This window comes from Hymenobacter swuensis DY53 (genome assembly GCF_000576555.1).
Taxonomy (GTDB): Bacteria; Bacteroidota; Bacteroidia; order Cytophagales; family Hymenobacteraceae; genus Hymenobacter; species Hymenobacter swuensis.
On sequence record NZ_CP007145.1, the window covers coordinates 530059 to 551582 of the forward strand.

General features: G+C 58.9%; 19 protein-coding genes. 16 read left to right on the top strand and 3 right to left on the bottom strand.

From position 1 onward, the window contains the following. Positions 1-82: 82 nt before the first annotated feature. The 8 genes from HSW_RS03750 to ccsA all read left to right on the top strand — a co-directional run bounded on the left by HSW_RS03750 (position 83) and on the right by ccsA (position 10559). Positions 83-1195, top strand: a complete 1113-nt coding sequence (locus tag HSW_RS03750; protein ID WP_052346079.1) for an NAD(P)/FAD-dependent oxidoreductase — start codon at positions 83-85, stop codon at positions 1193-1195. A 10-nt stretch (positions 1196-1205) separates the two neighbouring features. Then, complete coding sequence (locus HSW_RS03755; RefSeq protein WP_052346080.1) at positions 1206-4526, top strand: TolB-like translocation protein; 3321 nt, start codon at positions 1206-1208, stop codon at positions 4524-4526. Positions 4527-4714: 188 nt separating this feature from the next. Further along, positions 4715-5356: a heme exporter protein CcmB gene (locus tag HSW_RS03760; RefSeq protein ID WP_044004078.1), complete on the top strand. Its 642-nt coding sequence runs from the start codon at positions 4715-4717 to the stop codon at positions 5354-5356. A gap of 107 nt (positions 5357-5463) precedes the next feature. After that, positions 5464-6135: a cytochrome c biogenesis protein gene (locus HSW_RS03765; protein WP_044000886.1), complete on the top strand. Its 672-nt coding sequence runs from the start codon at positions 5464-5466 to the stop codon at positions 6133-6135. Continuing rightward, entirely contained in the window at positions 6116-6364 is a 249-nt protein-coding gene (locus HSW_RS03770; protein WP_052346081.1) for a CcmD family protein, read from the top strand. Before HSW_RS03765 ends, HSW_RS03770 begins: the two co-directional genes overlap by 20 nt. Positions 6365-6488: 124 nt before the next feature. Beyond that, positions 6489-6917 carry a cytochrome c maturation protein CcmE domain-containing protein gene (locus HSW_RS03775; protein ID WP_044004080.1) on the top strand — a complete coding sequence of 143 codons (429 nt, stop codon included), beginning with the start codon at positions 6489-6491 and terminating at the stop codon, positions 6915-6917. Between the two features lie 178 nt (positions 6918-7095). Beyond that, positions 7096-7887, top strand: coding sequence for a hypothetical protein (locus tag HSW_RS03780; protein ID WP_197031935.1), 792 nt, complete (start codon positions 7096-7098; stop codon positions 7885-7887). A 74-nt stretch (positions 7888-7961) separates the two neighbouring features. Then, positions 7962-10559, top strand: a complete 2598-nt coding sequence (gene ccsA, locus HSW_RS03785) for a cytochrome c biogenesis protein CcsA (protein ID WP_044000888.1) — start codon at positions 7962-7964, stop codon at positions 10557-10559. A gap of 311 nt (positions 10560-10870) precedes the next feature. Here ccsA and HSW_RS03790 read toward each other — a convergent pair whose 3' ends face one another. Beyond that, positions 10871-13657: a T9SS type A sorting domain-containing protein gene (locus tag HSW_RS03790; protein ID WP_044000889.1), complete on the bottom strand. Its 2787-nt coding sequence runs from the start codon at positions 13655-13657 to the stop codon at positions 10871-10873. Between the two features lie 196 nt (positions 13658-13853). Between HSW_RS03790 and HSW_RS03795 the strand changes: the two genes are divergently transcribed. From HSW_RS03795 to HSW_RS03830, 8 genes are all read left to right on the top strand, one after another. Further along, complete coding sequence (locus tag HSW_RS03795; protein WP_071883057.1) at positions 13854-14669, top strand: Rossmann-like and DUF2520 domain-containing protein; 816 nt, start codon at positions 13854-13856, stop codon at positions 14667-14669. A gap of 70 nt (positions 14670-14739) precedes the next feature. Then, positions 14740-15069 carry a 2Fe-2S iron-sulfur cluster-binding protein gene (locus tag HSW_RS03800; RefSeq protein ID WP_044000890.1) on the top strand — a complete coding sequence of 110 codons (330 nt, stop codon included), beginning with the start codon at positions 14740-14742 and terminating at the stop codon, positions 15067-15069. Positions 15070-15161: 92 nt separating this feature from the next. Next, complete coding sequence (iscX, locus tag HSW_RS03805; RefSeq protein ID WP_044000891.1) at positions 15162-15398, top strand: Fe-S cluster assembly protein IscX; 237 nt, start codon at positions 15162-15164, stop codon at positions 15396-15398. Positions 15399-15472: 74 nt separating this feature from the next. After that, the gene (locus HSW_RS03810) at positions 15473-15976 is read left to right on the top strand and encodes a KdsC family phosphatase (RefSeq protein WP_044000892.1); all 504 of its coding nucleotides are present in this window, start codon (positions 15473-15475) and stop codon (positions 15974-15976) included. 137 nt (positions 15977-16113) lie between these two features. Then, positions 16114-16308, top strand: coding sequence for a cold-shock protein (locus tag HSW_RS03815; RefSeq protein WP_044000893.1), 195 nt, complete (start codon positions 16114-16116; stop codon positions 16306-16308). 65 nt (positions 16309-16373) lie between these two features. Continuing rightward, complete coding sequence (locus tag HSW_RS03820; protein WP_052346083.1) at positions 16374-17366, top strand: geranylgeranylglycerol-phosphate geranylgeranyltransferase; 993 nt, start codon at positions 16374-16376, stop codon at positions 17364-17366. A 167-nt stretch (positions 17367-17533) separates the two neighbouring features. After that, positions 17534-18811: a BamA/TamA family outer membrane protein gene (locus HSW_RS03825; RefSeq protein ID WP_044000894.1), complete on the top strand. Its 1278-nt coding sequence runs from the start codon at positions 17534-17536 to the stop codon at positions 18809-18811. Positions 18812-18945: 134 nt separating this feature from the next. After that, the gene (locus HSW_RS03830; protein ID WP_081768244.1) at positions 18946-20151 is read left to right on the top strand and encodes a glycosyltransferase; all 1206 of its coding nucleotides are present in this window, start codon (positions 18946-18948) and stop codon (positions 20149-20151) included. On the opposite strand, the gene HSW_RS03835 is transcribed toward HSW_RS03830, so the two are convergent. Together HSW_RS03835 and HSW_RS03840 are read right to left on the bottom strand one after the other, a co-directional pair. Then, on the bottom strand, positions 20148-20750 hold the full coding sequence (locus HSW_RS03835; RefSeq protein WP_044000895.1) for an SAM-dependent methyltransferase: 603 nt from the start codon (positions 20748-20750) through the stop codon (positions 20148-20150). The two genes, HSW_RS03830 and HSW_RS03835, sit on opposite strands and share 4 nt — an antisense overlap. Positions 20751-20765: 15 nt before the next feature. Beyond that, entirely contained in the window at positions 20766-21509 is a 744-nt protein-coding gene (locus tag HSW_RS03840) for a PIG-L deacetylase family protein (protein ID WP_044000896.1), read from the bottom strand. Positions 21510-21524 lie beyond the last annotated feature (15 nt).

Consider the following 21524-nt stretch of genomic DNA (forward strand, 5'->3'; position numbering starts at 1 on the left):
CATTTGGGAGGGTAAGTTACAACTTGTCGGGTGGAGTAACGCCGGACGCGAACTTTCCCTATTCCCTGTTACCTTGCTCCCAATGACGCGCGTTGAGTATTTATTGGTAGGCTACGGCATTGCTGGGGCTACGTTGGCGGCCGAGTTGCGCCACCGGGGGCACCAGGTGCTGGTGCTGGATACCCTGCAGCCCGATTCGGCTTCCCGGGTGGCAGCCGGCCTCATGAATCCGGTGGCCGGCAAGCGGTTTGCCCTGGCTTGGCGCGCCGATGAGCTGTTGACGGCTGCCACCGCCTTTTACCGGGCGCAGGAAGAACACCTAAAGCAGCCTTTCCTACGGGAATTGCCCATTATAAAGCTGTTCTCCTCTATTCAGGAGCAGAATACCATGCTAGCCCGTAGTGCCGACCAGCCCTGGCAGGATTTTGTGCCGGACCCCACCGGCGAGCTGCCCGAAATAGCGGGAGTGCAGCAGGAAATGGGTGGTTTGTGCATTCAGCGGGGCGGCTACGTGCTGGTTGAGGAGCTGCTTACTGCTCTCACGGCGGAAGGCCTGCGGGAAGGTTGGCTGCGGCACGAAACTTTTGATTGGGGCCGGCTTGTTGCCGATCCGGCAGAAGGCTTCATCTACGCCGATCAAGTGCACGCCCGGCACGTGGTTAGCTGCGAAGGTGCCGCCGCTGTGCATAACCCGTATTTCCGCTGGTTGCCGTTGACTCCCAACCAGGGAGAGGTGCTGGAAGTGGAATGCGCGGGGCTGCCTGCAGAGGTGGTGCTGAACAAGGGGGCCTACGTGGTGCCGCTCGGCAACGGCCGGCTGCGCGTAGGAGCCACCTACCGCTGGCCGCCCTTTGCGGAAGGCATTACGCCCGAAGCCCGTGAGGAACTCAGCCAGCGCCTGCAGGCCATGATCAGCTTGCCCTTCCGGGTAACAGGGCAACGGGCCGGGGTACGGCCCGCCGTGCGTGACCGGAAGCCGCTGCTGGGCACTCACCCGGAAACGCCGGGTGTGCACATTTTCAACGGGTTTGGCTCGAAAGGGGTGATGATGGCCCCGCGCCTAGCCCAAGTAATGGCCGACTGGCTGGAAAATGACGTAGAGCTCTGGCCCGAAGTCAATATCCGGCGGTATTTTACGTTGTATTCTTCCCTACCGGCTGCGGCCGGCCCGGCTTCTTCCGCGTCTCGCTCCTAGTCTTTCCTATATGAAGCACGTTTCCTTCCTTTTCCGGTCCCGCGTGGGTGGGCCGGCTGGCCTGGCGGCTTTGCTGCTGGGCTTGCTGCTTTCCGGTTCAACTGCTGCCCACGCCCAAACCGCTCAGGAGCCGTTCGGGCGCGTGCGCATTCAGTACAAGGACTTCAACTGGCAGCAGCTCAACACCCAAAACTTTAACATCTATTACTACGCTGGGGGCGAGGCCAATGCCCGGCACGCTGCCGAGTATGCGGAAAAGGAATTGCAGCGCATCACCGGCCTGATAGGGTACTATCCCTACTCCAAAACCACCATTATGCTCTTTAACTCCGTGGGCGACCTGCGGCAGAGCAATGTGGGCTTGAGCAGCGACAAATACCAGACCGGTGGCGAAACCTCTCTGCTGCGCATGACCAAGGTGCAGATTGCCTTTGAGGGTCAGCAAACCCGGTTTAAACAGGACTTGAGCAACCGTATCACCCAGGTGCTGCTCAATGATATGATGTATGGGGGCTCGCTGAAGGAAGTTATTCAGAGCAGCTACCTGTTGCAGCTGCCCGACTGGTTTATCAGTGGAGCCTCGGCTTACGCGGCGCAGGGCTGGAGCGTGGAAATGGACGACTACATGCGTACCATGACCAAAGAGCACGAGGGCACCCGGACGGCTCCGTTCTTTGTGCGCAACCCCGAGCTGGCCGGCCAGAGCCTGTGGAATTACATTGCGGAGCGCTACGGCTACACCAGCATCCAGAATATTCTGAACCTTACCCGCATTACCCGCGACGTGGAAGTGGGTATCAGCTCCTCGCTGAATGTGCCGTATAAAGTCTTCCTGAAAGACTGGCTGGGCTATTATCGTCAGCTTAATTCGCAGCCTCGCACGCCATACCAGGAGGCGAATGAGAAAAACCGCATTGTGGGTCGCAACCGCAAGGGAACCATCTACAGCCAGCCGGTAATAAGCCCCAACGGGCAGCGCATGGCGTACGTGCAGAACGACCAGGGCCGCTACCGGGTGCAGGTGGTGAATAAAGACGGCTCAGGCCGTAATATGATCCATCGGGGCGGCTACAAGACGCCTGATCAGCAGGTAGAAACCCGCCTGCCCGTACTGGCCTGGCGCGGCAACGGACAGATTGCAGTGGCCGAAGAAGACAAAGGCCAGCAAACCCTGCAGTTGCGGGAAGCCAGCGGTGGCGTGAGCAATATGCTGGCCCGGCTGAAAAGCTTGCTGCCCAGCTTTGGCCGCAGTACCTCGTTGTTTGCCCAGTTCTCGCAGGTGACCGACCTGAACTACTCACCTGATGGCAAATCATTGGTATTTAGCGGAGTCCGGAACGGGCAGAACGATTTGTACCTGCTGCGGGCCGGGAGTCGTATTCCCGAGAAGCTGACGAATGACGTATTTGATGACGTAGAGCCGGCCTTTCTGCCCGGGGGTAGCGGCATTCTGTTCAGCTCGAACCGTTGGCTCGATTCGGCCGGTACGGCGAAGGGAAGCTTCGGGGCCGTGGTGAATAACTACGACCTGTACCTGTACCACCTCGATGGCCGCCCGCAGCCGGTGGAAGTTCTGGTAAACACCATTTCCAACGAAGGCCGGCCCCGCGCCATTTCTGATGCAGAAATACTGTTCGTGGGCGAGGAAAGCGGAATTCGCAGCCTCTACCGCCTGACGTTGACTACCCGGCAGTACCAACCGGTGACCAGCTTCCTGGCCAGCATCAAGGACTACGATTACAACAGCACCAGCAACACGCTGGGTCTGGTGGCTGCTGAAGACGGGCACGACAATGTGTATTTGTACCCCGGCTACACGCTGCCAACGGATCTGGTCCTGTACAAAACAGCCCGGCAGGAAACCCTGGAGGACCGCTCGAAGCCGGCCAAGACAGCGGTTCCGGCAGCCAACCGGCCCGGCCCAACCGTGGCCAACGCTACGCAGCAAACCACTGCCCCGGCCGCCGCGCCGGAGGCTGCTCCGGAAACCGCTCCGGCCAAACCGGCCGATAACCGCGTCAATACCAATGCGTATGAGTTCGATGAGGATATTCCGGCTTCCCGGGCTTCGCCCACGGTAGCCAGGCGCCGGCCTGCCACGGTAGTGGCACTGCCCAAAGCGGCTCCCGCCGAAACATCGGCCCCGGCCGGCCCCTTCCGCTACGATACCCGCTTCAGCATCGACAACGTGGTATCCACGCTGTATTCTGATCCGTTGCTGGGACTGGGGCTGAGAGGGCAGGTAAACATGTCTGACCTGATGGAAGACCACCGCATCCAGGCGGGCATTTTTGCCCTCACTGACCTGCGCACCAGCAACATCTTCGCCGAGTACACCAACCTCAAACACCGCTACGACTGGAGCGTCCGGTACCAGAAGCAAGCTTATTTCGTGAGCCTGGAGAGCTTTGGGCGAGTGCGCTATGGTCGGCATGAAATTGCGCCCACGCTGGCTTACCCGCTCACGCACAACCTGAGCGTACGCCTGGGGCCGCGTTTTGTGAGCGTAAGCCGCAAAATTTTTGCTGACCTCAGCAACTCTACTGACCGCAGTACCAACTATCTGGGAGGAGAGGGCGAACTGGTGTTTGATAACTCCATTGCCACCGGCGTGAATATGCTGCAAGGCACCCGCATGAAGGCTGGTATAACGCGCCTGCGGGATTTGGACGGTCACGGCACCGACTTCACCAAGATTTTTGTGGACCTGCGCCACTACCAGAAAATTCACCGGCAGTTGATCTGGGCCAACCGGGCCAGCTTTGGCCAGTACATAGGAGGCGGAACGGCGCAGCCTTTCTTCCGGCTGGGCGGTATGGATAACTGGCTGAACTACGACTACAACGACAGTCAGTTCATCACCGCCGACCAGGCATCGGTGACGGACCCCACGCGCCTGGACCCCACCCAGATGTTCTATCAGCAGTTCGTGACGAACCTGCGGGGCTTCGACTACAGCAAGCGGGTAGGTCAGAAATACGTCCTGTTCAACTCCGAGCTACGGCTGCCCATCATCCAGTATTTCTCGCATCGGCCGATTGAATCGGGCTTCTTCCGTAATCTGCAGCTCACCGCTTTCGGCGACATGGGCACCACGTACTCAGGTGCCAACCCATTCAGCGTGAACAACTCCAACAACACGCAAACGGTGGAGGAAGGAGCCTTCAAAGCTTCCGTCGTGAACTTCACCAACCCCATGCTGTACGGCTACGGGGCCGGTATGCGCACTACTATGCTGGGCTTCTACGTGAAGGGTGACGTGGCCTGGGGCCGCGAACAATACAATAACAAAGGCCCCAAGCTGTATGTGACGCTGGGCTACGATTTTTAGAATACACTTCCGTTAACTACACTGCCGGCCGCCTTTTTCTCAGGAAAGAGTCGGCCGGTTGGCTTTTGTAGCGGCTGGTAGGAGTATTCCCGAGCGGGGGGCGGCTAATCCGGGAGTTGGGTTGTATCTTTGCGGTCCTGTTTACCAGCCGTGTTGCCGTGACGCTTCTGAGCGAAATTTGGGTACTGATGCAGAAGGACTTCCGTCTGGAATGGCGGCAGCGTGCGGCCCTGAACGGGATGCTGCTGTACGTGAGCAGCACGGTATTCGTGTGTTACCTCAGCTTCTCCTCGCGGGGGGGGCAACTGCCCGCTCCGGCCTGGAATGCCCTGTTCTGGATTGTACTGCTGTTCTCGGCCGTGAATGCCGTGGCCAAGGGGTTTCTGCAGGAAAGCCGGGGCCGGATGCTCTACTACTACACTGTAGTGCGCCCTCAGGCCGTGATTCTGGCCAAGATTCTCTACAACGCGCTGCTGCTGCTGGGGCTGGCTCTGGTGGCTTTTGGACTGTACGCGGTAGTGCTGGGCAACCCGGTGCAGAACGTGGGGCTGTTTGTAGGCAACGTGGCTTTGGGCGCGGTGGGGTTTGCCAGCACGCTCACGCTGGTTTCGGGCATTGCGGCCAAGGCCACCAACAGCAGCACCCTCATGGCGGTGCTGGGCTTCCCGCTAATGGTGCCCATGCTGTTGCTGCTCATTAAAGTATCGAAAAACGCGCTGGATGGTCTGGAATTCGAAGCCAGCCGCAGTTCCCTGCTGACTCTGGTAGCCCTGAATATGATTGTCGGGGCCGTGTCGTACCTACTGTTTCCTTTTTTATGGCGGTCCTGAGAGAAGCTATTGGCTTTTAGCTGTTAGCTGATGGCCGTTCAGGCTTTGCTCCGGTGTATTTGCTTTCTCACTTCAAAAAGCTGACAGTTAACAGCTAACAACCCTGCATGAAACAAAACTGGTGGAAAGCTCTGAGTGTGGTGCTGCTGCTGTACGTGGCAGTGGCGGGCCTGCTGCTGCCGGTGCCGCGCTTGGCTATTCTCAACGAAACCATCCGCAACCTGTACTTCCATGTGCCCATGTGGTTTGGGATGACCTTTATCCTGGTTGCCTCGGTGTACTATTCAGTGCGCTACCTGCGCACGCCCACGCCGGAGCTGGATATCCGGGCCCACGAAGCGGCCCGTACGGGTATTCTAATGGGATTTGTGGGTCTGGCTACGGGTAGCATCTGGGCCAAGTATACCTGGGGGGAGTGGTGGACCAACGACCCCAAGCTGAATGGCGCGGCCATTGCTATGCTCATTTACGGGGCGTATCTGGTGCTGCGCTCCTCCTTCACCGACGAGCAGCAGCGGGCCCGGGTGTCCGCCATCTACAACATCTTCGCCTTTGCCACGGCCATGCCGCTGTTCTATATCCTGCCGCGCCTCACCGACTCGCTGCACCCCGGCGCGGGCGGTAATCCGGCCTTCGCCAAATACGACCTCGACAGCAATATGCGGCTGGTATTCTACCCGGCCGTTATTGGCTGGACCTTACTGGCCTTCTGGCTGGCCCAGCTAGCCAGCCGTGTTTCTCTGCTCAAACTGAAAGTATATGAAAAACAGCTTGCCTAAACTGCGCCCGGCGCTGCTGCTGCTATTGGCCCTGCTGCTGCCCGTGCTACGTGTAGCCGCCCAGGCCACGGTACCCGCCGAACAGCCCGAAATGGCTGATGCTCTGCGCCAGAGCGGTAAAATTTACGTGGTAGTAGCCGTCATTGCGGTGGTGCTGGCGGGGCTGCTGTTCTTCCTGATTTCCCTAGACCGCAAGCTCAGCCGGCTGGAGAAGGAAGTTCGGGAGTAGGTGAAAGAGTAAAGTGGTAAACTAAGTAGTTCACCAGCTTATCTACCTGCGGACCTTTTCTATTAGTTGTTGTTGTTCTGAGTGACCTTTGGCCCTGGTTGGGGCCGCCTGTTGTAGCACCGAAATGAAAAAGACACACATCTTCATTATGGCCATAATTGCCGTGGCCATTGGTATTATCACGAGTACGGCCGGTGATGCCAGCGTGTACGTTTCCTTCAAGGAAGCGCGCGAACGGGCTTCGGAGGGCAACCTGACCAAAGTGCACGTAGTAGGCCGACTGCCGCGTGACGGGGCCAAGAACATCATGGGGCTGGAATACAACCCCACCGTCGACCCCAACTATTTCGCCTTCACGCTGGTGGATACCAACCGCATTGCCCAACGCGTGGTGTACTTCAACCCCAAGCCCCAGGACTTCGACAAATCGGAGCAAGTGGTGATTACCGGGGCCATGCGCAACAATACCTTCGTGGCCGACAAAATCCTGCTCAAATGTCCTTCCAAGTATGTGGAGAAGGATATTGAAGGCGCTACGGCCAGCGTGAACTAATCAGGTAAAGAGTAAAAGCGTGGTAAAGAAGCAATGTGAGAACGGGAGTAATACACGACTGTGCCGCTTGCTGGTAACTACCTCGCTTTTTGCTGCGCTGTTTTTGCCGGAGCAAGCTGCCGCACAGGTGCCTAACGATGACATTTCGCGTCGTCGGCAACTCCAGCCGGAAGCGTCAGTGACATCTTCTACCACCGGTTGCACCGTGCAGTGGAGTTGCGTGGATGAGCGACTGACCGGTAAGTGCATTGAGTATAATAACGACCAGTGGTTTGAGTTCACGCCCGCGGCATCTGGCCGTTACTACGTGAATATTGCTGGCCAGCAGTGCCGGGACGTCCGTGGGGTGCAGTTGGTTGTGCTGACGGGTACGCCCTGCCAACCGGCCACATACCGGGTGCTGTCCTGTGCTTCGCTTGGCAGCCAGGACGACGTATTCGTGACGTTGGATTCGCTACGGGCTGGCCAGCCATACTTGTTGAATGTGGATGGCTACCTGCACGACAACTGCCAGTTTACGCTCACCGTCAGTACCCAGGCCCACGGAATGCCACTTGCCCCATTGCCGCTGGCTAACGGCCCTGTTGCCAACCCGGTGGTAACTCTGCGCTGGCAATTGCCCGATTCGCTGGCTTCGGCTACGCAGTTTCGGGTAGTGCGCCGGGAAGCCGGGGCTTTCCGGGCCGATGGCCGGGCCGTGGTGGCAGTACGGCGCAGTACCTACGGCGCGCCAGCTACCAACTACACCTGGACCGACACACTCTCGGCTGCTGGGCGTTACCTTTACCAAGTGGTAGCCGAACAGCCGAATGGTAGTACGCCGATTCTGGTGCAGCAGCAGTGGTACGCTTACAGCAGGTTGCGGCAACGCACCGATGCAACTCCTGACGCGCGCCAGCAGGCGTTGCAGCAGCAACAAACCTGGGAACGGCAGGCCCGCCAGATGCGGCGGCAGCATCCCGTCAGATAATCCTAAAAACAACTTGTGGTCAGCTTGGTAGATATTCTGACGGGCTGATTTTTTCTTTCTCAACGCAGTAACCTATGCTTAACACCCTTATCGGCGACGCCGGGCACTTGAGTGTCATAGTGGCCTTCGTGGCAGCCACGGTGGCGGCGTACGCCTACTTTAAGGCCGGGCAGGGCCGCGCCCTCGGCATCACCGACGCCGGCTGGTTGCGGCTGGGGCGGGGCGCTTTCTTGGTGCATAGCCTATCCGTGGTTTCGGTGATTGTGTGCCTGTTTGCCATCATTCACGGCCACCGTTACGAGTACTACTACGCCTGGAGCCACAGCAGCAACCACCTGCCGGTGTACTACATGATTTCCTGCTTCTGGGAAGGGCAGGAGGGCAGCTTTCTGCTCTGGATTTTCTGGCACGTCTGCATTGGCCTGATTCTGATGCGCTACGCCCGCCGCTGGGAAGCTCCGGTGATGGCCATTTTTGCCGGCGTCCAGCTGTTCCTCACGTCCATGATTCTGGGCGTGGTGCTGGGCGACCTGAAAATCGGCTCCTCGCCTTTCATTCTGCTGCGCGACTTCATGCCCGACCTGCCGGTCTGGAAAACCAACCCCAACTTCGTGCCCAAGGATGGTACCGGCCTGAACGCGCTGCTCCAGAACTACTGGATGGTGATTCACCCGCCTACGCTGTTCCTGGGATTTGCCCTCACGCTGGCGCCTTTCGCCTACGCCGTAGCCGGTCTCTGGAAGGGCGAGTACACCAAGTGGGTGCGCCCAGCCATGCGCTGGACGCTCTGGGGTGGCATGGTGCTGGGCGTGGGCATCGTGATGGGCGCTTACTGGGCCTACGAAACCCTCAACTTCGGGGGCTACTGGAACTGGGACCCGGTGGAAAACGCCGTGTACATTCCGTGGCTGGTGCTGGTGGCTTCGTTGCACGGGCTGGTGCTGTGGCAGCGTAGCCGCACGGCTCTGCGCACGTCTTTCGTGCTGGTCATTGCCACCTTCCTGCTGATTCTCTACGCTACGTTCCTCACCCGTTCGGGCGTGCTGGGTAACGCCTCCGTCCACTCCTTCACCGACCTCGGTCTGTCGGGTCAGCTGATTATCTACCTGGCGGCTTTCGTGGTATTGAGTATCGGGCTGCTGGTGTGGCGCTGGAAACACATTCCGGTATCGGAGAAAGAACTGACTACTTATAACCCCGAGCTGTGGGTGTTCGTGGGCGCGACAGTGCTATGTCTGGGCGCGTTCCAGGTACTGTTCACCACCAGTATTCCGGTCTATAATGCCTTCCTGGGCTTTATCGGTATCAAATCAAACCTGGCTCTGCCCGCCGACCAGATTGCCCACTACACCAAGTTTCAGCTCTGGATGGGTGTGGGCGTGGCCTTCTTCTCGGGCCTGGCCCAGGTGATGTGGTGGCAGAAAAACGATAAGTCAAGCCTGACTAACACGCTCACGGTGCCCGCTATTCTGTCGTTGCTGGGCGCGGCCCTCGTGATTCTGCTGGTGCAGTACTACGGCCATAAGATGGACATTGTGTACATCGTGCTGCTGACCACGGCGCTGTTTGGGGTGCTGGCCAACGTGAGCATGGTGTTTACGCTGATGAAACGCAAAGTGAGCTTGTCGGGCGGTGGCATTGCCCACATAGGTATTGCCCTGATGCTGCTGGGCGTGCTGGCGTCGGCGGGCTACTCCAATATCATCAGTCAGAACGTATCGGGCTTGCTTTACTCGCGCGAATTCGACCAGACCACTAATCAGGATAACGTGCTGCTGTGGCGTAACGACCCCGCCCCGATGGGTAAGTACGATGTGCGCTACACCGGCCAGTTCTGGGACGTGCCCGGCGTGCCCGGCTACGTGGATAAACAGCTGCTCTACCGTACTGCCGACGAGTACAAAACCCTGGCCCGCGCTGATATTAAGCGCGGCGATAAGGTATACTACAAAGCCGGTGACACCGTTGAAATCAGCCCTGAAAACACCTTCTACCGCGTAGAGTACAAGGACCGCAAAACCGGCGAGGCCTTCACGCTCTATCCTCGGGCGCAGGTAAACGAGGAAATGGGCGGCCTGCTGGCCTCACCCGATATCCAGAAATTTGCCGACCACGACATCTACTCCCACATCAGCGCGGTGCCGCCGGTGGATAAGGAGAAGGACTGGAGCGAGGTGAAGGAGCACGTCCTGAGTGTGGGCGACACCATTTTCCTCAACGACTACTTTGCCGTGTTCCGGGCCGTGGAGCCCGCCCACCAGACCGCCGGCCTGGGCCTGCAGAAAGGTGACCTAGCTATTCAGGGTGACTTCTTGGTATACGGCGAGAAGAAGCAGTACCATATCCACCCGATGTTCGTGGTACGCAACCGTCTCATCGGCCGCGTGCCCGATGAAATTGAGGACCTGGGCCTGCGCCTGAGCTTCCTGAACGTAGATACCCAGAAAGGCAAGTTCACCTTCGGCGTGAGCACCACCCAGAAGGATTACATCATCCTGAAAGCCGTGGAGAAGCCGTTCATCAACCTGCTTTGGAGCGGTACCCTGCTGATGGCTGTCGGCTTCGGCATGGCCATCTACAAGCGCCGCCGCGAAACCGACGCTGCTGTGGAAACTACTCCAGCTGCCGGCACTACGGCTAGGCCGGTGCAACAGTCCCGTCAGGTAGCCTAAAGTATGCTCTCAGTAATGAAAAAGGCCCCGACTTCGCTGCCGGGGCCTTTTTTTGGTGCTTAAGGACTGGTTTCTGTATCATCAACTGACAGGATTGAAGCTGCGCTAAGTGCAGGGTATTGCGCGGGCCATGTAACATATAAAGCCTGCAGGCAGGTAAATAGTGAAGTGGTTCTTGCGGTCCGACAGCTTGCAGCCATCAGGCTAGTGTACCGTTCCCGACACCGCGCTACTGCAAGCAGCTGCCATTTTTGGGTACAAAAAAAGGACAGCCATTCGGCTGTCCTTTTTGATTTGATTAGAAGCAATATTTACTTCTGGATGGTGATGTTACGCATCATGTACTCGTTGCCGTTTTTCACTTTCACGATGTACATGCCGCTGGATAGCTTCGACAGATCAACCTGGTTGGTCATGTTGTCGCGCACCGTGGCGGTGTGTACCCGCTGACCCAGCAGGTTGATTACCTCTACTTGCAGGCCACCTTTGGCATTGGCACCGCTTACTTCCACCGTCAGGCTGCCCTCTGAGGGGTTCGGATACAGGCTGATAGCGCGCATCAGGGCCGGAGAAGAAGCCGTTATAGTGGATATGGCAATGTCATCGATGTACAGGTTGTACTGGTCGGCGGCGCTGTACACGTGGAAGCCTACGTAGTAGTTGCCGGTGGTGGCAGGCGTAATGGGTACTACCTGGCCCGTGGCGGTGCCACCTACCGTGGTGGTGTACGTAGCGTTGGCAATGGCCTCATTCTTCCAAAGCAGGTTGGTCTGGCCGGCAGCGGTGGCAGCGTTTCCGTACTTCACTTCCAGCTTCTCGGAAGTACCCAGCACAGCGGCTTTGTATTTGAACGATACCTGATACGTAGAGCCGGCTCGCAGGAACAGTGCCGGGGTGAAGAACCAGTCATCGGCAGCAGCCGTGGCGCTGTATACATAGCGCAGTTGGTTCGGAGCCGAAGCTGGGGCACCACCGGGCGTATCGGTGCCGATAACTGCCCATGTACGGTTGTCGTTGTTTTCGTTGGCTACCGTGATACCGCAGGGCAGCGTGCCGGCTGCTACACCGTCAAAGTTCTCGCCGTAAGGGAATGCCGTGATAATAGGCGCCTGGCAAACAGTAGTAAACTGGGCCACCGGGCTCAGGTTGCTCTGGTCGGTAGCACCGCAATTAGCCCGTACGTACACATCGTACTGGGTACCCGAAGTCAGGCCCGTGAGGGTAATAGGGGAGGCAGTACCGGGTACGCTGGTACCGGCAGTAGCGGGGTTGAAGCCACGGGGACCGTAAATAACGGTGTAGGCAGTGCCGTTGCTGGGCGCGGTGAAGGTTACCGAAGCACTGTTAACGGTGATGTTGCTAACCGCAACGGCCGTAGGCGTAGCGCAGGTAGGAACCGGGGCCAAGGTAGCATCAAGGGCAAGGCGGGTGCGGAGCGTCGTGTTATTCACAGGAGTCCAGGCACCGCCGCTCGTCTGGTAGTAGAAGGTGCCGGTGCGCAGTGGGTCTTCCAGCTGATAGGCAATGCCTACGTTACCCGAAACTTCCAGCACGCCAACATAGAAATCACCCGATACCACGGGGTTTGGTACCGCAATAGTAACCGTGCCGGCTGCTGCTGGGCGGCTCTGTACCGGTGAGGTATACAGCACAGTACCAGGGGTGCCGCCCGTTCCGTTGGCATCCAGCACTACCACCCGATACGTGGAGGTAGTAGTGGCGCTGGCCAGGAAAGTAGCTTTTACCTGGCTGAGGCTGGCAGCCTGGCTGTTTTTGTATTTTACTGCCAGCGTACCGCCAGCAGTGGTAGAGGAAACCCCTACCGAGCCGAAGAACACCTGGGCCGCATCTACATACGCTACTTGGTCAGTGGTAATCTGTTGCGTGTAGGGCAGCGAGTTATTGGTGTTGTCATCGTCGGCCGGTACGGTTACCGTCAGGTTGTTGGTTCCCTGGGCCAGCGTAGTGGGGTAGGCGTCAAACGTAACGGCTTGCGTAGCACCTGCGGCCAGCGTAGCAATGGTTTTGGTGCTGGTAAAAGTGTTGGCACCGCTCACCGTCAGGGTTACTGGTACGTTGGTAAGTGGGTTGGTACCGGAGTTGGTAACAGCGGCTACCACGGCGTGCGGCAACGAGTTGGGCACGGCCAGCTTACCTAGCGTATGAATAGTAGCTACGGAAGCATCGGAGGCAGGAGCAGTCCGGAAGCGGTAGGTGCGGCCGGCATCGGGCAACACGCTATTCTGCACAAAGTGGCCCACATAATATGTTACGCCGCCCTGTACTACCGTATTCTGGAAAGTAGTGGCGCTCCAGGCGGCCGTGCCACCTTTGGAAGTCAGGCTCAGATCGGCCGGATCGGCCGAACTGCCCTTCAGGCCCACCAGAAAGCCCTGGGCAGTGGCCGTGTTGCCGGAGCTAGTCCAGGCCCCGTATACGAACTCAATGTTGTTGGTGCCCTCATACAGTTTGATCTGAAACTGCATGGTGCTGAACTGTGACGGAATGGTTGTAGTACCGGAAACCGTCGGCTTGTCGCTCAGATTCTTGAACTGAATTGTGCAGACGCGGCTGCCGGCCGTGCCGGTAGTAGATACCCGGAACTCCGTAGGCGAAGCCGTTTGGTTGGCCGCCGCTACCAGGTCAACCCCAGAGGCAGGAGCCAGCACATTCTGATCCGTATTGTTGATAAGAATATTTACGTCGTTGGCGGCCGTAGGCGCCGTGGCCCCCAGCTTAACGAAGCCGTTGGTGTTGAGCGTAAACTGCGTGAAAGCCGTACCGTTGTACGAAAACGAAAATCCGATGTCCTGAGCACCGGAAGTTGCATCGTCGAGGTTGGCTGTGGTAATAGCCGTGCCAGCCGTGCCCAGGTCAGCGTAGGTACTGGTCACGTTCTGGGCCCGCCCGGAGGTGTAGGGCAAAGCGGTAATCCGACTGGCAACCGTAGGAGAGGCTAACTCAAGGGGTTGAGTCCGCAGGGCTACCGCTTGGTGGCGTTGCGCGTGAGCGGCCGTTGAGGCCAAGCCTAGCAGGCCCAGCACCGCTAGCTTGCGCCAGGGAGTGGTTGTGCTACCCTTTTTGTAAAGTTGTGTCATAGAAAGTGACAGGAAGGAAAGTGAAGAAAGAAATGAAGATGACAAGCTCAGCGCACCAACAAACTTCTGGTAGGGCCACCGTAAAGGTGAAGACAAGATGTTAAATATCGAGCATATACTTCATTGATTTTGTATAAAAAAGCCCTTTAAAGACAATTTTGTCTAATAGTTGCCCTTGTTCATAGCGAAGATGTCAATGCCAGGTTTGTCGCAGCGTGTCGTTTTATTGGGGGCTGGGCGAGTGGCTCAGCATTTGGCTCCGGCCTTGGCCGCTGCCGGGCACACGGTAGTGGGCGTGTGGAGCCGGACGCCGGAATCGGCGGCGTCGGTGGCCGCTTCGGTGCCCGGCGCGGCCGTGCTGGGTAGCCTACAGCATCTGCCGGCGGCTGCCGTGTATCTGCTGGCCCTGCCCGATGCGGTGGTGCCGGAAGTGCTGGCGGCGGCTCAGTTTCCAGCGGGGGCGTTGGTTGCCCACACGGCCGGGGCGTTGCCGCTCTCTGTCTTCGCGGCGTATCCCCGGATCCGGGGTGGCGTGTTCTACCCGCTCCAAACGTTCAGCCCCGGCCGCCAGATTCAGTGGCCCGCCGTACCGCTGTGCCTGGAAGCAGCGGATGCCGCCGGGCTGACGGCATTGCGCACACTGGCCACCTCGCTCAGCCAAGAGGTGCGGGAGCTAAGCTCGGAGCAGCGGCTGCAGCTGCACATGGCTGCCGTGTGGGCCTGTAATTTCCCCAATCATCTGCTCGGCATCAGCCACGCGTTGCTGGCGCAGGCCGGGCAACCCTGGGAACTGCTGCACCCGCTCATCCGCGAAACCGTCGATAAAGCCCTGGCTCTGCCTCCTTTTACCGCCCAAACCGGACCTGCTGTGCGCCACGATGCTGCTACGCTGGCCCGCCACGAAGCGACCCTGGCGGCGCATCCTGATTGGCAGACGCTTTACAAGGAGCTAACGGCAAGTATTCAGCGTACCGCTGCCGGGTTCGGGGCAAACAATGAGGCAGGCAAGTAGCTTTGATTCGGGGGGAGGCGTGCGTACCTTCGCACCCGCATTTTTGCCCCGATCTACCTAGCATTCCGTCGTGAAAGCCGTAAATATCACCTTCAAGTTTCAGGACGGCCAGCCCGACCAAACGCATGTGGCCGCCGAAGGCGAATCGGTGCTGGATGTGGCCCTCAACAACGATATTCAGCTGCAGCACAACTGCGGCGGAGTGTGCGGCTGCAGCACCTGTCACGTCTACATTCTACAGGGCGAAAACGACCTGCCTGAAATTTCCGACAAGGAGGAAGACTTTATTGACCGGGCCGTGGACCCGCGCATCAATTCCCGATTGGGCTGCCAGTGCGTTATGCAGGGCAACGCCGACATCGTGGTGCTCATTCCGCCCCAAAACTTCCTCGGCCACTAATCGAAGAGCTGAGGGATGAATGTTGAATTGGCAGCTGTCCGATTCCTGATTCAATTCATCACTCAGTATTCATCATTCATAACTCAATCAGAATGAATCATTTCGAGCCCCCGATCAAGTGGAGCGACCATGAAGATATTGCCATGGCGCTGTACGAGAAGTTCGGTGACGACTTCAGCGAAGCCAAAATCTACCGCATCCGCTTTACCGAACTGCTGGAATGGGTATTGAGCCTGCCCAACTTCGAAGGTACCCGCGAGCAGTCCACTGAAGGCCACCTGGAGCAGATTCAGGCCAAGTGGGTGTACGAGTGGCGCGATAATCAATAATTCGTAGTGAAAACACTGAGTAACCGGGCTGACTACACAGGCGGCAGGGTTACTCAGTGGCGTTTTTGAAGCATATGGATGCAACACCGGTTCCGGCCGATTTGTCGGTTATCAAGGTTTTTATCTTCGACGTAGATGGCGTGCTGACCGATGGTACGCTGCTGGCGTTCAACTCCGGTGAGCAGGCTCGCGCCTTCCATATTCGGGATGGGTATGCCGTGCGCCATGCCCTGCGCAAGGGGTACCGGGTGGCCATCATTTCGGGCCGGGAGGAGGAGGGCGTGCGTAAGCGGCTGGAGTCGCTGGACGTGCGCGACATCTATCTGGGAGTAGATGACAAGATGAAAATCTTCAACAGCTACCTCAATACCTACCACCTTGAGCCGACCAGCATTGCCTACATGGGCGACGACATGCCCGATATTGAGGTGATGCGCCGTTGCGCCGTTGCTGCCTGCCCCGCCGATGCCGCCGCCGACGTACGCGCCATTAGCAATTACACGGCTGCGTTGCCCGGCGGGCACGGGGCCGTGCGGGAGCTGATTGAAACCGTTATGAAGCTTCACGGTACCTGGTAGCCGAACGCCCGGTCGGAGTAGATGAAGCTGACTTTGGGCCAGATAGCCCCGGTTGCACCCCGTGTAGCCGGGGTTGCGTTTTTCTAAAATCCCTCTATATTTACCCGTATCATTAACCTACTTCTTTTCTTTTTTTCATGAAAACAGGAACCGTAAAATTCTATAATGAGTCGAAGGGCTACGGCTTCATTACGGAAGACGGCACGAAGGAAGATTTCTTCGTCCACATCACCGGCCTTAACGGGGGCCAGATTCAACAGAATGACCGGGTGGAATTCGATACGCAGGAGGGCCGTAAGGGTGTTAATGCGGTGAATGTGAAGAAAGTGTAAACAACGTTTACGCACACTTCTTATCACGTAGGAAAGCCTCTTCCAGGAACGGGAGAGGCTTTTTCATGCACCCTGCCAAACAGGGGTGCATCTTTGTGCTGCTGTTCGCTCTTCCCCTCGCCATGCCACTTCTGCCCAGCGCTTCTGCCAGTTCACCGTCCCCTGATCCGGGGCCTGGCGGCGCGCAGCCGGAAGCCAGCGGTGGGCGGCAACTGGCCCGGCTGGTTCGCTTGCCCAATCTGCTGATTATGGGGCTGTGCATGGTGTTGGTGCGGGCGTGTCTGCTGCTGCCCAATTCCCCGTGGCGGCAGGTGCTGGCTCCCGGTTTCGGTCTGCTGGTACTGGCAGCTCTCAGTGTAGGAGCTGCCGGCTACATCATCAATGATTATTATGATGTGAAGATTGATGCTATCAACCGGCCGGGGCGGCTGGTAGTGGGCAAAGCCGTCAACCGTCGGCATGCTATGCTGGCGCACCTGATACTATCGGGGCTGGGCGTTGGGCTGAGCGGGTGGTTGTCGCCGTGGCTGGGGCTAGTGAATCTGGGGTCGGCGCTGCTGTTATGGGGGTATTCGGTGCGGTTTAAACGAGTAGCCCTGGTCGGCAACCTAAGCATTGCCACCCTCACGGCCGCGCTGGTGCTTCTGCCCGAGCTACAGCTGCGCACCGGCCACGAGGCCGTATGGAGCTACGCGCTGGCGGCGTTCCTGCTGACGGTGGTACGCGAAATTGTGAAAGATGTGGAGGACATGCGCGGTGACGCCCAACACGACTGCCGCACTTTGCCTATTGTGTGGGGAGTGCCGCGCACGAAATGGATAGCTGGCTTTTTTCTGCTGTGCCTGGCCCTATTGGTAATGGGAGCGTGCTCGCGGGCACTGCTTACCCGGCAGTGGGAGCTGGGGCTGTGGCTACTGCTGCTGGTGCTGGTACCGTTACTGCTGGTAGCCTACCACCTGCGCCGGGCCGACCGCAAGAAACACTTCGCGCGTCTTAGTTCCTGGTGCAAATGGGTGATGCTGGCAGGGGTGCTGTCGATGCTGTGGATGGCTGGCTAGACCGAGAAAATGCGAGAGTGCCGGTGCCCTGACAACCGTGACCCCGGCTGTTGCGTTAGGAAGCACTACAGAAGCCGCATTTAGCCCTGCTGGCAGGTGCTGAAACCAGTCTCCGGCGGCGCTGTTTTGTATTCCCATCACCTTTTCTGTCCCCAAGCCATCTACGTATGCGCTTTCTCTACCCGCTGCTGGCGCTAGGCGCGCTGGCTGCTCCGGCTGCCTGGGCGCAGTCTGTTCCTGCCGCTACTACTGCTCCTGCCGAGCCGGTTTTGCTGGCCTCCGCTGCTGCCATTCCCCAGGCTCCGGCCGAAGCTCCTGTCACCGGAGCTCCCGTAGGCCTGAACCGGGCCTTAGCACCTGCTACCGCAAGCAAGCTCAAGCTCACCCCCGACGACCCGGACGACCCCAGCTTTATCCCGGTGCCCATCGTGTTTTATCAGCAGGAAACCGGCCTGGCCGGTGGAGCAGCTATTCTGCCGGTGTGGCGTTTTGGCAAGGATACCACGGTACGCAAGTCTAATGCTCGTCTGATTGCTTGGATTTCGCAGGAAAAGCAGACCACCGTCCAGCTTACGCACACCATCTTTACCAAGGAGGAGAAATTCTACTTCTCGGGTGAAGCCAGCTACTACGACCTCGCCTTCAACTACTATGGCCGCGGCAACGAAACCGATAAGGATGTGGAGTCGCACATTCAGTACCCGCTTATCGTGTTCGATGAGAAGGCCCTGGTGAAAGTAGTGCCGAACCTGTTTGTGGGGGTGCGCTACCGGTACACCGACCTGGGTAAAGTAGAGTTGAAAGACCAGGAAGGCAATACGGCTCCGTATTACGCCATCCCGGCCGAGCAGCGGGCCGGCTACGTGACTTCCGGCGTGGGCCCGGCTTTGCTCTATGATGGCCGCGACAACGTGCTGGCTACTTACACGGGCAACTTTGTGGATGCACACGTTTTGTTCAACGGCGGCGGCCTGGGTTCCGATTATAACTTCACCCGCTACATGGTGGATGCCCGGCACTTCAATCCCCTGTTTGGCTCCAACAACACCATTCTGGCGCTGCAGTTTCTGGGGCAGTACCACACCGGCTCGGTTCCGTTCCGCGAGTGGGGCGGCATGGGCGCTACTTTGGGCGGTTCGCTTTACAACAACGCGTACCTGATGCGCGGCATCTATGAAGCCCGCTTCCGTGACCGTCAGTTCACCACAGCGCAGGCCGAAATCCGCCAGAAACTGTTCTGGCGCATTGATGGGGTACTATTCGGGGCCGTGGGCCAGGTAGCACCCGCGTTGGATGACTACAAGCTGGATGCCATGAAGTTCGCCGGCGGCGTGGGCGGCCGGTTTCGCTTCAACCGCCGCGACCGGCTTAACATTCGCCTTGATTATGGTGTAGGCTCGGGCGGCAACTCCGGAATTATTTTCGCGGTTGGCGAAGCTTTCTAACGAATGACTGCCTGAAACTATCAGAAAACCCTGAGGCTACGGTTTCGGGGTTTTCTGCGTTTTTAGCTCCACAGTAGAGGGTTTTCAGACTTTTTCGGTAGCTCCCGGCCGCAATACCGCGTAGAAAGCCCACTATGTCCCACGCCACCCCTCTGCGTTTTCATACCACTTCCTCTGCTGGCGCTACGGCCCTTCATGCTCCGGGCCTTACGGTACCCATACTGCCCGCGCCGGAGTTGCGGGCCAGCGTTATTATTCCAGCCAAGGACGAAGCCGACACGTTGCCGGCTGCTTTGCACGCCCTGGCCACGCAGATTGATGCTCAGGGGCATCCGTTGCCGCCCCGTAGTATTGAAGTGTTGATATTAGCCAATAATTGCCAGGACGCCACGGCCCAGGTTGCCCGTAACTTTGCTGCCCGCCACCCGGAGTTGGTGGTGCATGTAGCCGAAATTACCCTGCCTGCTACCGAAGCCCACGTTGGTCGGGCCCGCCGCCTTCTCATGGACGAGGCCTGCCGTCGTCTGGAACTGGTGGGCCACCCCGAAGCCTTCATTGCCAGCACCGACGCGGATACCCAGGTGGCCAGCAACTGGCTGGCTGCTACCTGCGCCGCGCTGGTCGCCGGAGCTGATGCGGTTGGGGGGCGGATTCTGATGGCGGATGCCGACCCGACTTGTCCGGTACGCCGCTGGCAGCTGCGAGACGCTACCTATCATCTGCTTCGGGCGCAGCTGGAACACCTACTGGATCCAGCCGCGCATGACCCCTGGCCCCGGCATCACCAGCATTTTGGGGCCAGTTTCGCGGTGACGGTAAGCGCCTACCGCCAAGTAGGCGGGCTGCCCATAGTGCCGCATCTGGAGGACGAAGCGCTCTACCAGTTATTGACACAGCATGATTTGCGGGTACGCCACAGTCCGGCGGTGCGCGTCTTCACCTCCGGGCGGCAGCAGGGGCGGGTAGCGGTGGGCCTGTCGTGGCAGCTGCGGGAGTGGGCCAGCCTGGGCCGGCAAGAACTGCTGGTGCCGCATCCGGCCGCGTTGGCCGGTGAGTTGCAGATACGTCGGCAATTGCGGAAGGCGTGGCATGCCCAACCGGACGCTTTGGCAACTCCGGACTCTGTTGTACAGCCCTGGGTAGCCGGTATGGTGCAGTACCAGACATTCGGGGCTTTCTGGCAGTGGGCGGGCCCGAAAATCAGGTCGGCGGAAGAAAGTAAGTACGTGCCCATCCCACTTGCTCAAGCGCTGATAGTGTTGCGGCGGGTACTGGCCATGCATACAGCTGCGGCCGGTAGCACCCACATCGGGCTGCGGGCTTCTGAACCGGTTGCTTAGCGCCTAGTTAGTACATCTAGCCGGTACTGCGCGTGGCGCTGGCTGCTTATGTGCTGCAAAGGTCCCTCCGGACCGGCCTGGCGGAGAAAGAACTCATGCACGTCGTCGCCGGTAAGTGGATAGTCGTGAACGGGTGGAGTCCAGTGGACCAGTACCAGGTGGCCACCGGGGCGCAGGGCTTCAATAATGCGCTCAGACGCCTGCCGCAGGTCGTCGGGACTCCAATAATAGCCCACTTCCGAAACCAGAATCAAGTTGAATTCTTCCTCCGGAAATTCCTCCGGTACGCGCAGAAGCTGAAATGTAACCTGCGGCAAATGAGCGCACCGTTGCCGGGCCCGCTCCAGGGGAGCTGCCGCTATATCAACGGCCAGCAAGTGGCCACAACGTGGGGCCAGTTGTTCGGTAAGTACTCCCAGCGAGCAGCCAATTTCAAATGCCGTATCGTACTCGGTTTTGGGTAAGGCTGCCAGTGTAGCCGCGTACTTGGCCTGTTCATAGGGGCTGGTTTCGAAGTTCCACGGATCGTCATTGGCGCGGTATACGTCATCGAAGTAGGAGGGCGGTAAGGTATGAGGCTGGTTCGGGTTGGCTTCCATACGGGACAGGAGATGTTATGCAGGTGCATTTTCCAGATATACTTCCACGGGCCGGGCGAAATGCGCCAGCATTGATGGGGCTAGCGTAAAGCCCGTGGGGTCATCATCAATGGGGGAGCCGGCCAGTTGCGACTTGTGGGCGGCAATAGCCCGCTGCTTCTGCGCTAGCACTGGTTCGATGTCGAGCTGCCAGCCCTGGGTTTCGCCAGGATGGGGGAGGTCGGCGGGGGCGGCTCGTTCCCAAGCCCACACCACGTATTCCAGCAGGCGCGGGGCGGGCGTCAGCTGTGCCAAAGCGGCCTGGGCCAGCTGGTACGTGGCCCGGTGGTCGGGGTGCGGGTCGCGGCGCCAAGGCACTAGCACGGTAGCCGGTTGGGTGTGGCCCAGAAACTCCACTAGCTGTTGCACGGCCACAGTGCCGGTTGGTGCCTCGGGCAGGGGTACCGCGCCATCAGGCAGGTTGAGCGGAAACAATGCCTGTGCCGGTACGCCCAACTCCGTAAGAGCCACGCGCAACTCCTGTTCCCGCAGCTGCTGGCGAGCCGGGGCCGGATACTTGCGGGAATTCGGGTGCGACATGGTTCCGTCGCTGACCAGCACGCACCATACGGGCTGCCCGGCCTGCCGCAGCAACGCCAGTAGCCCCCCGCAGCCCAACGATTCGTCATCGGGGTGCGGGGCCAGTACTACGGTAGGGCCCAACGTGGCGGCGGTAGCGGCCGGCATAAGAGGGTAGGCAGAGAAATCGGAGGCAGGCATAGGTGTGGTAGTAGA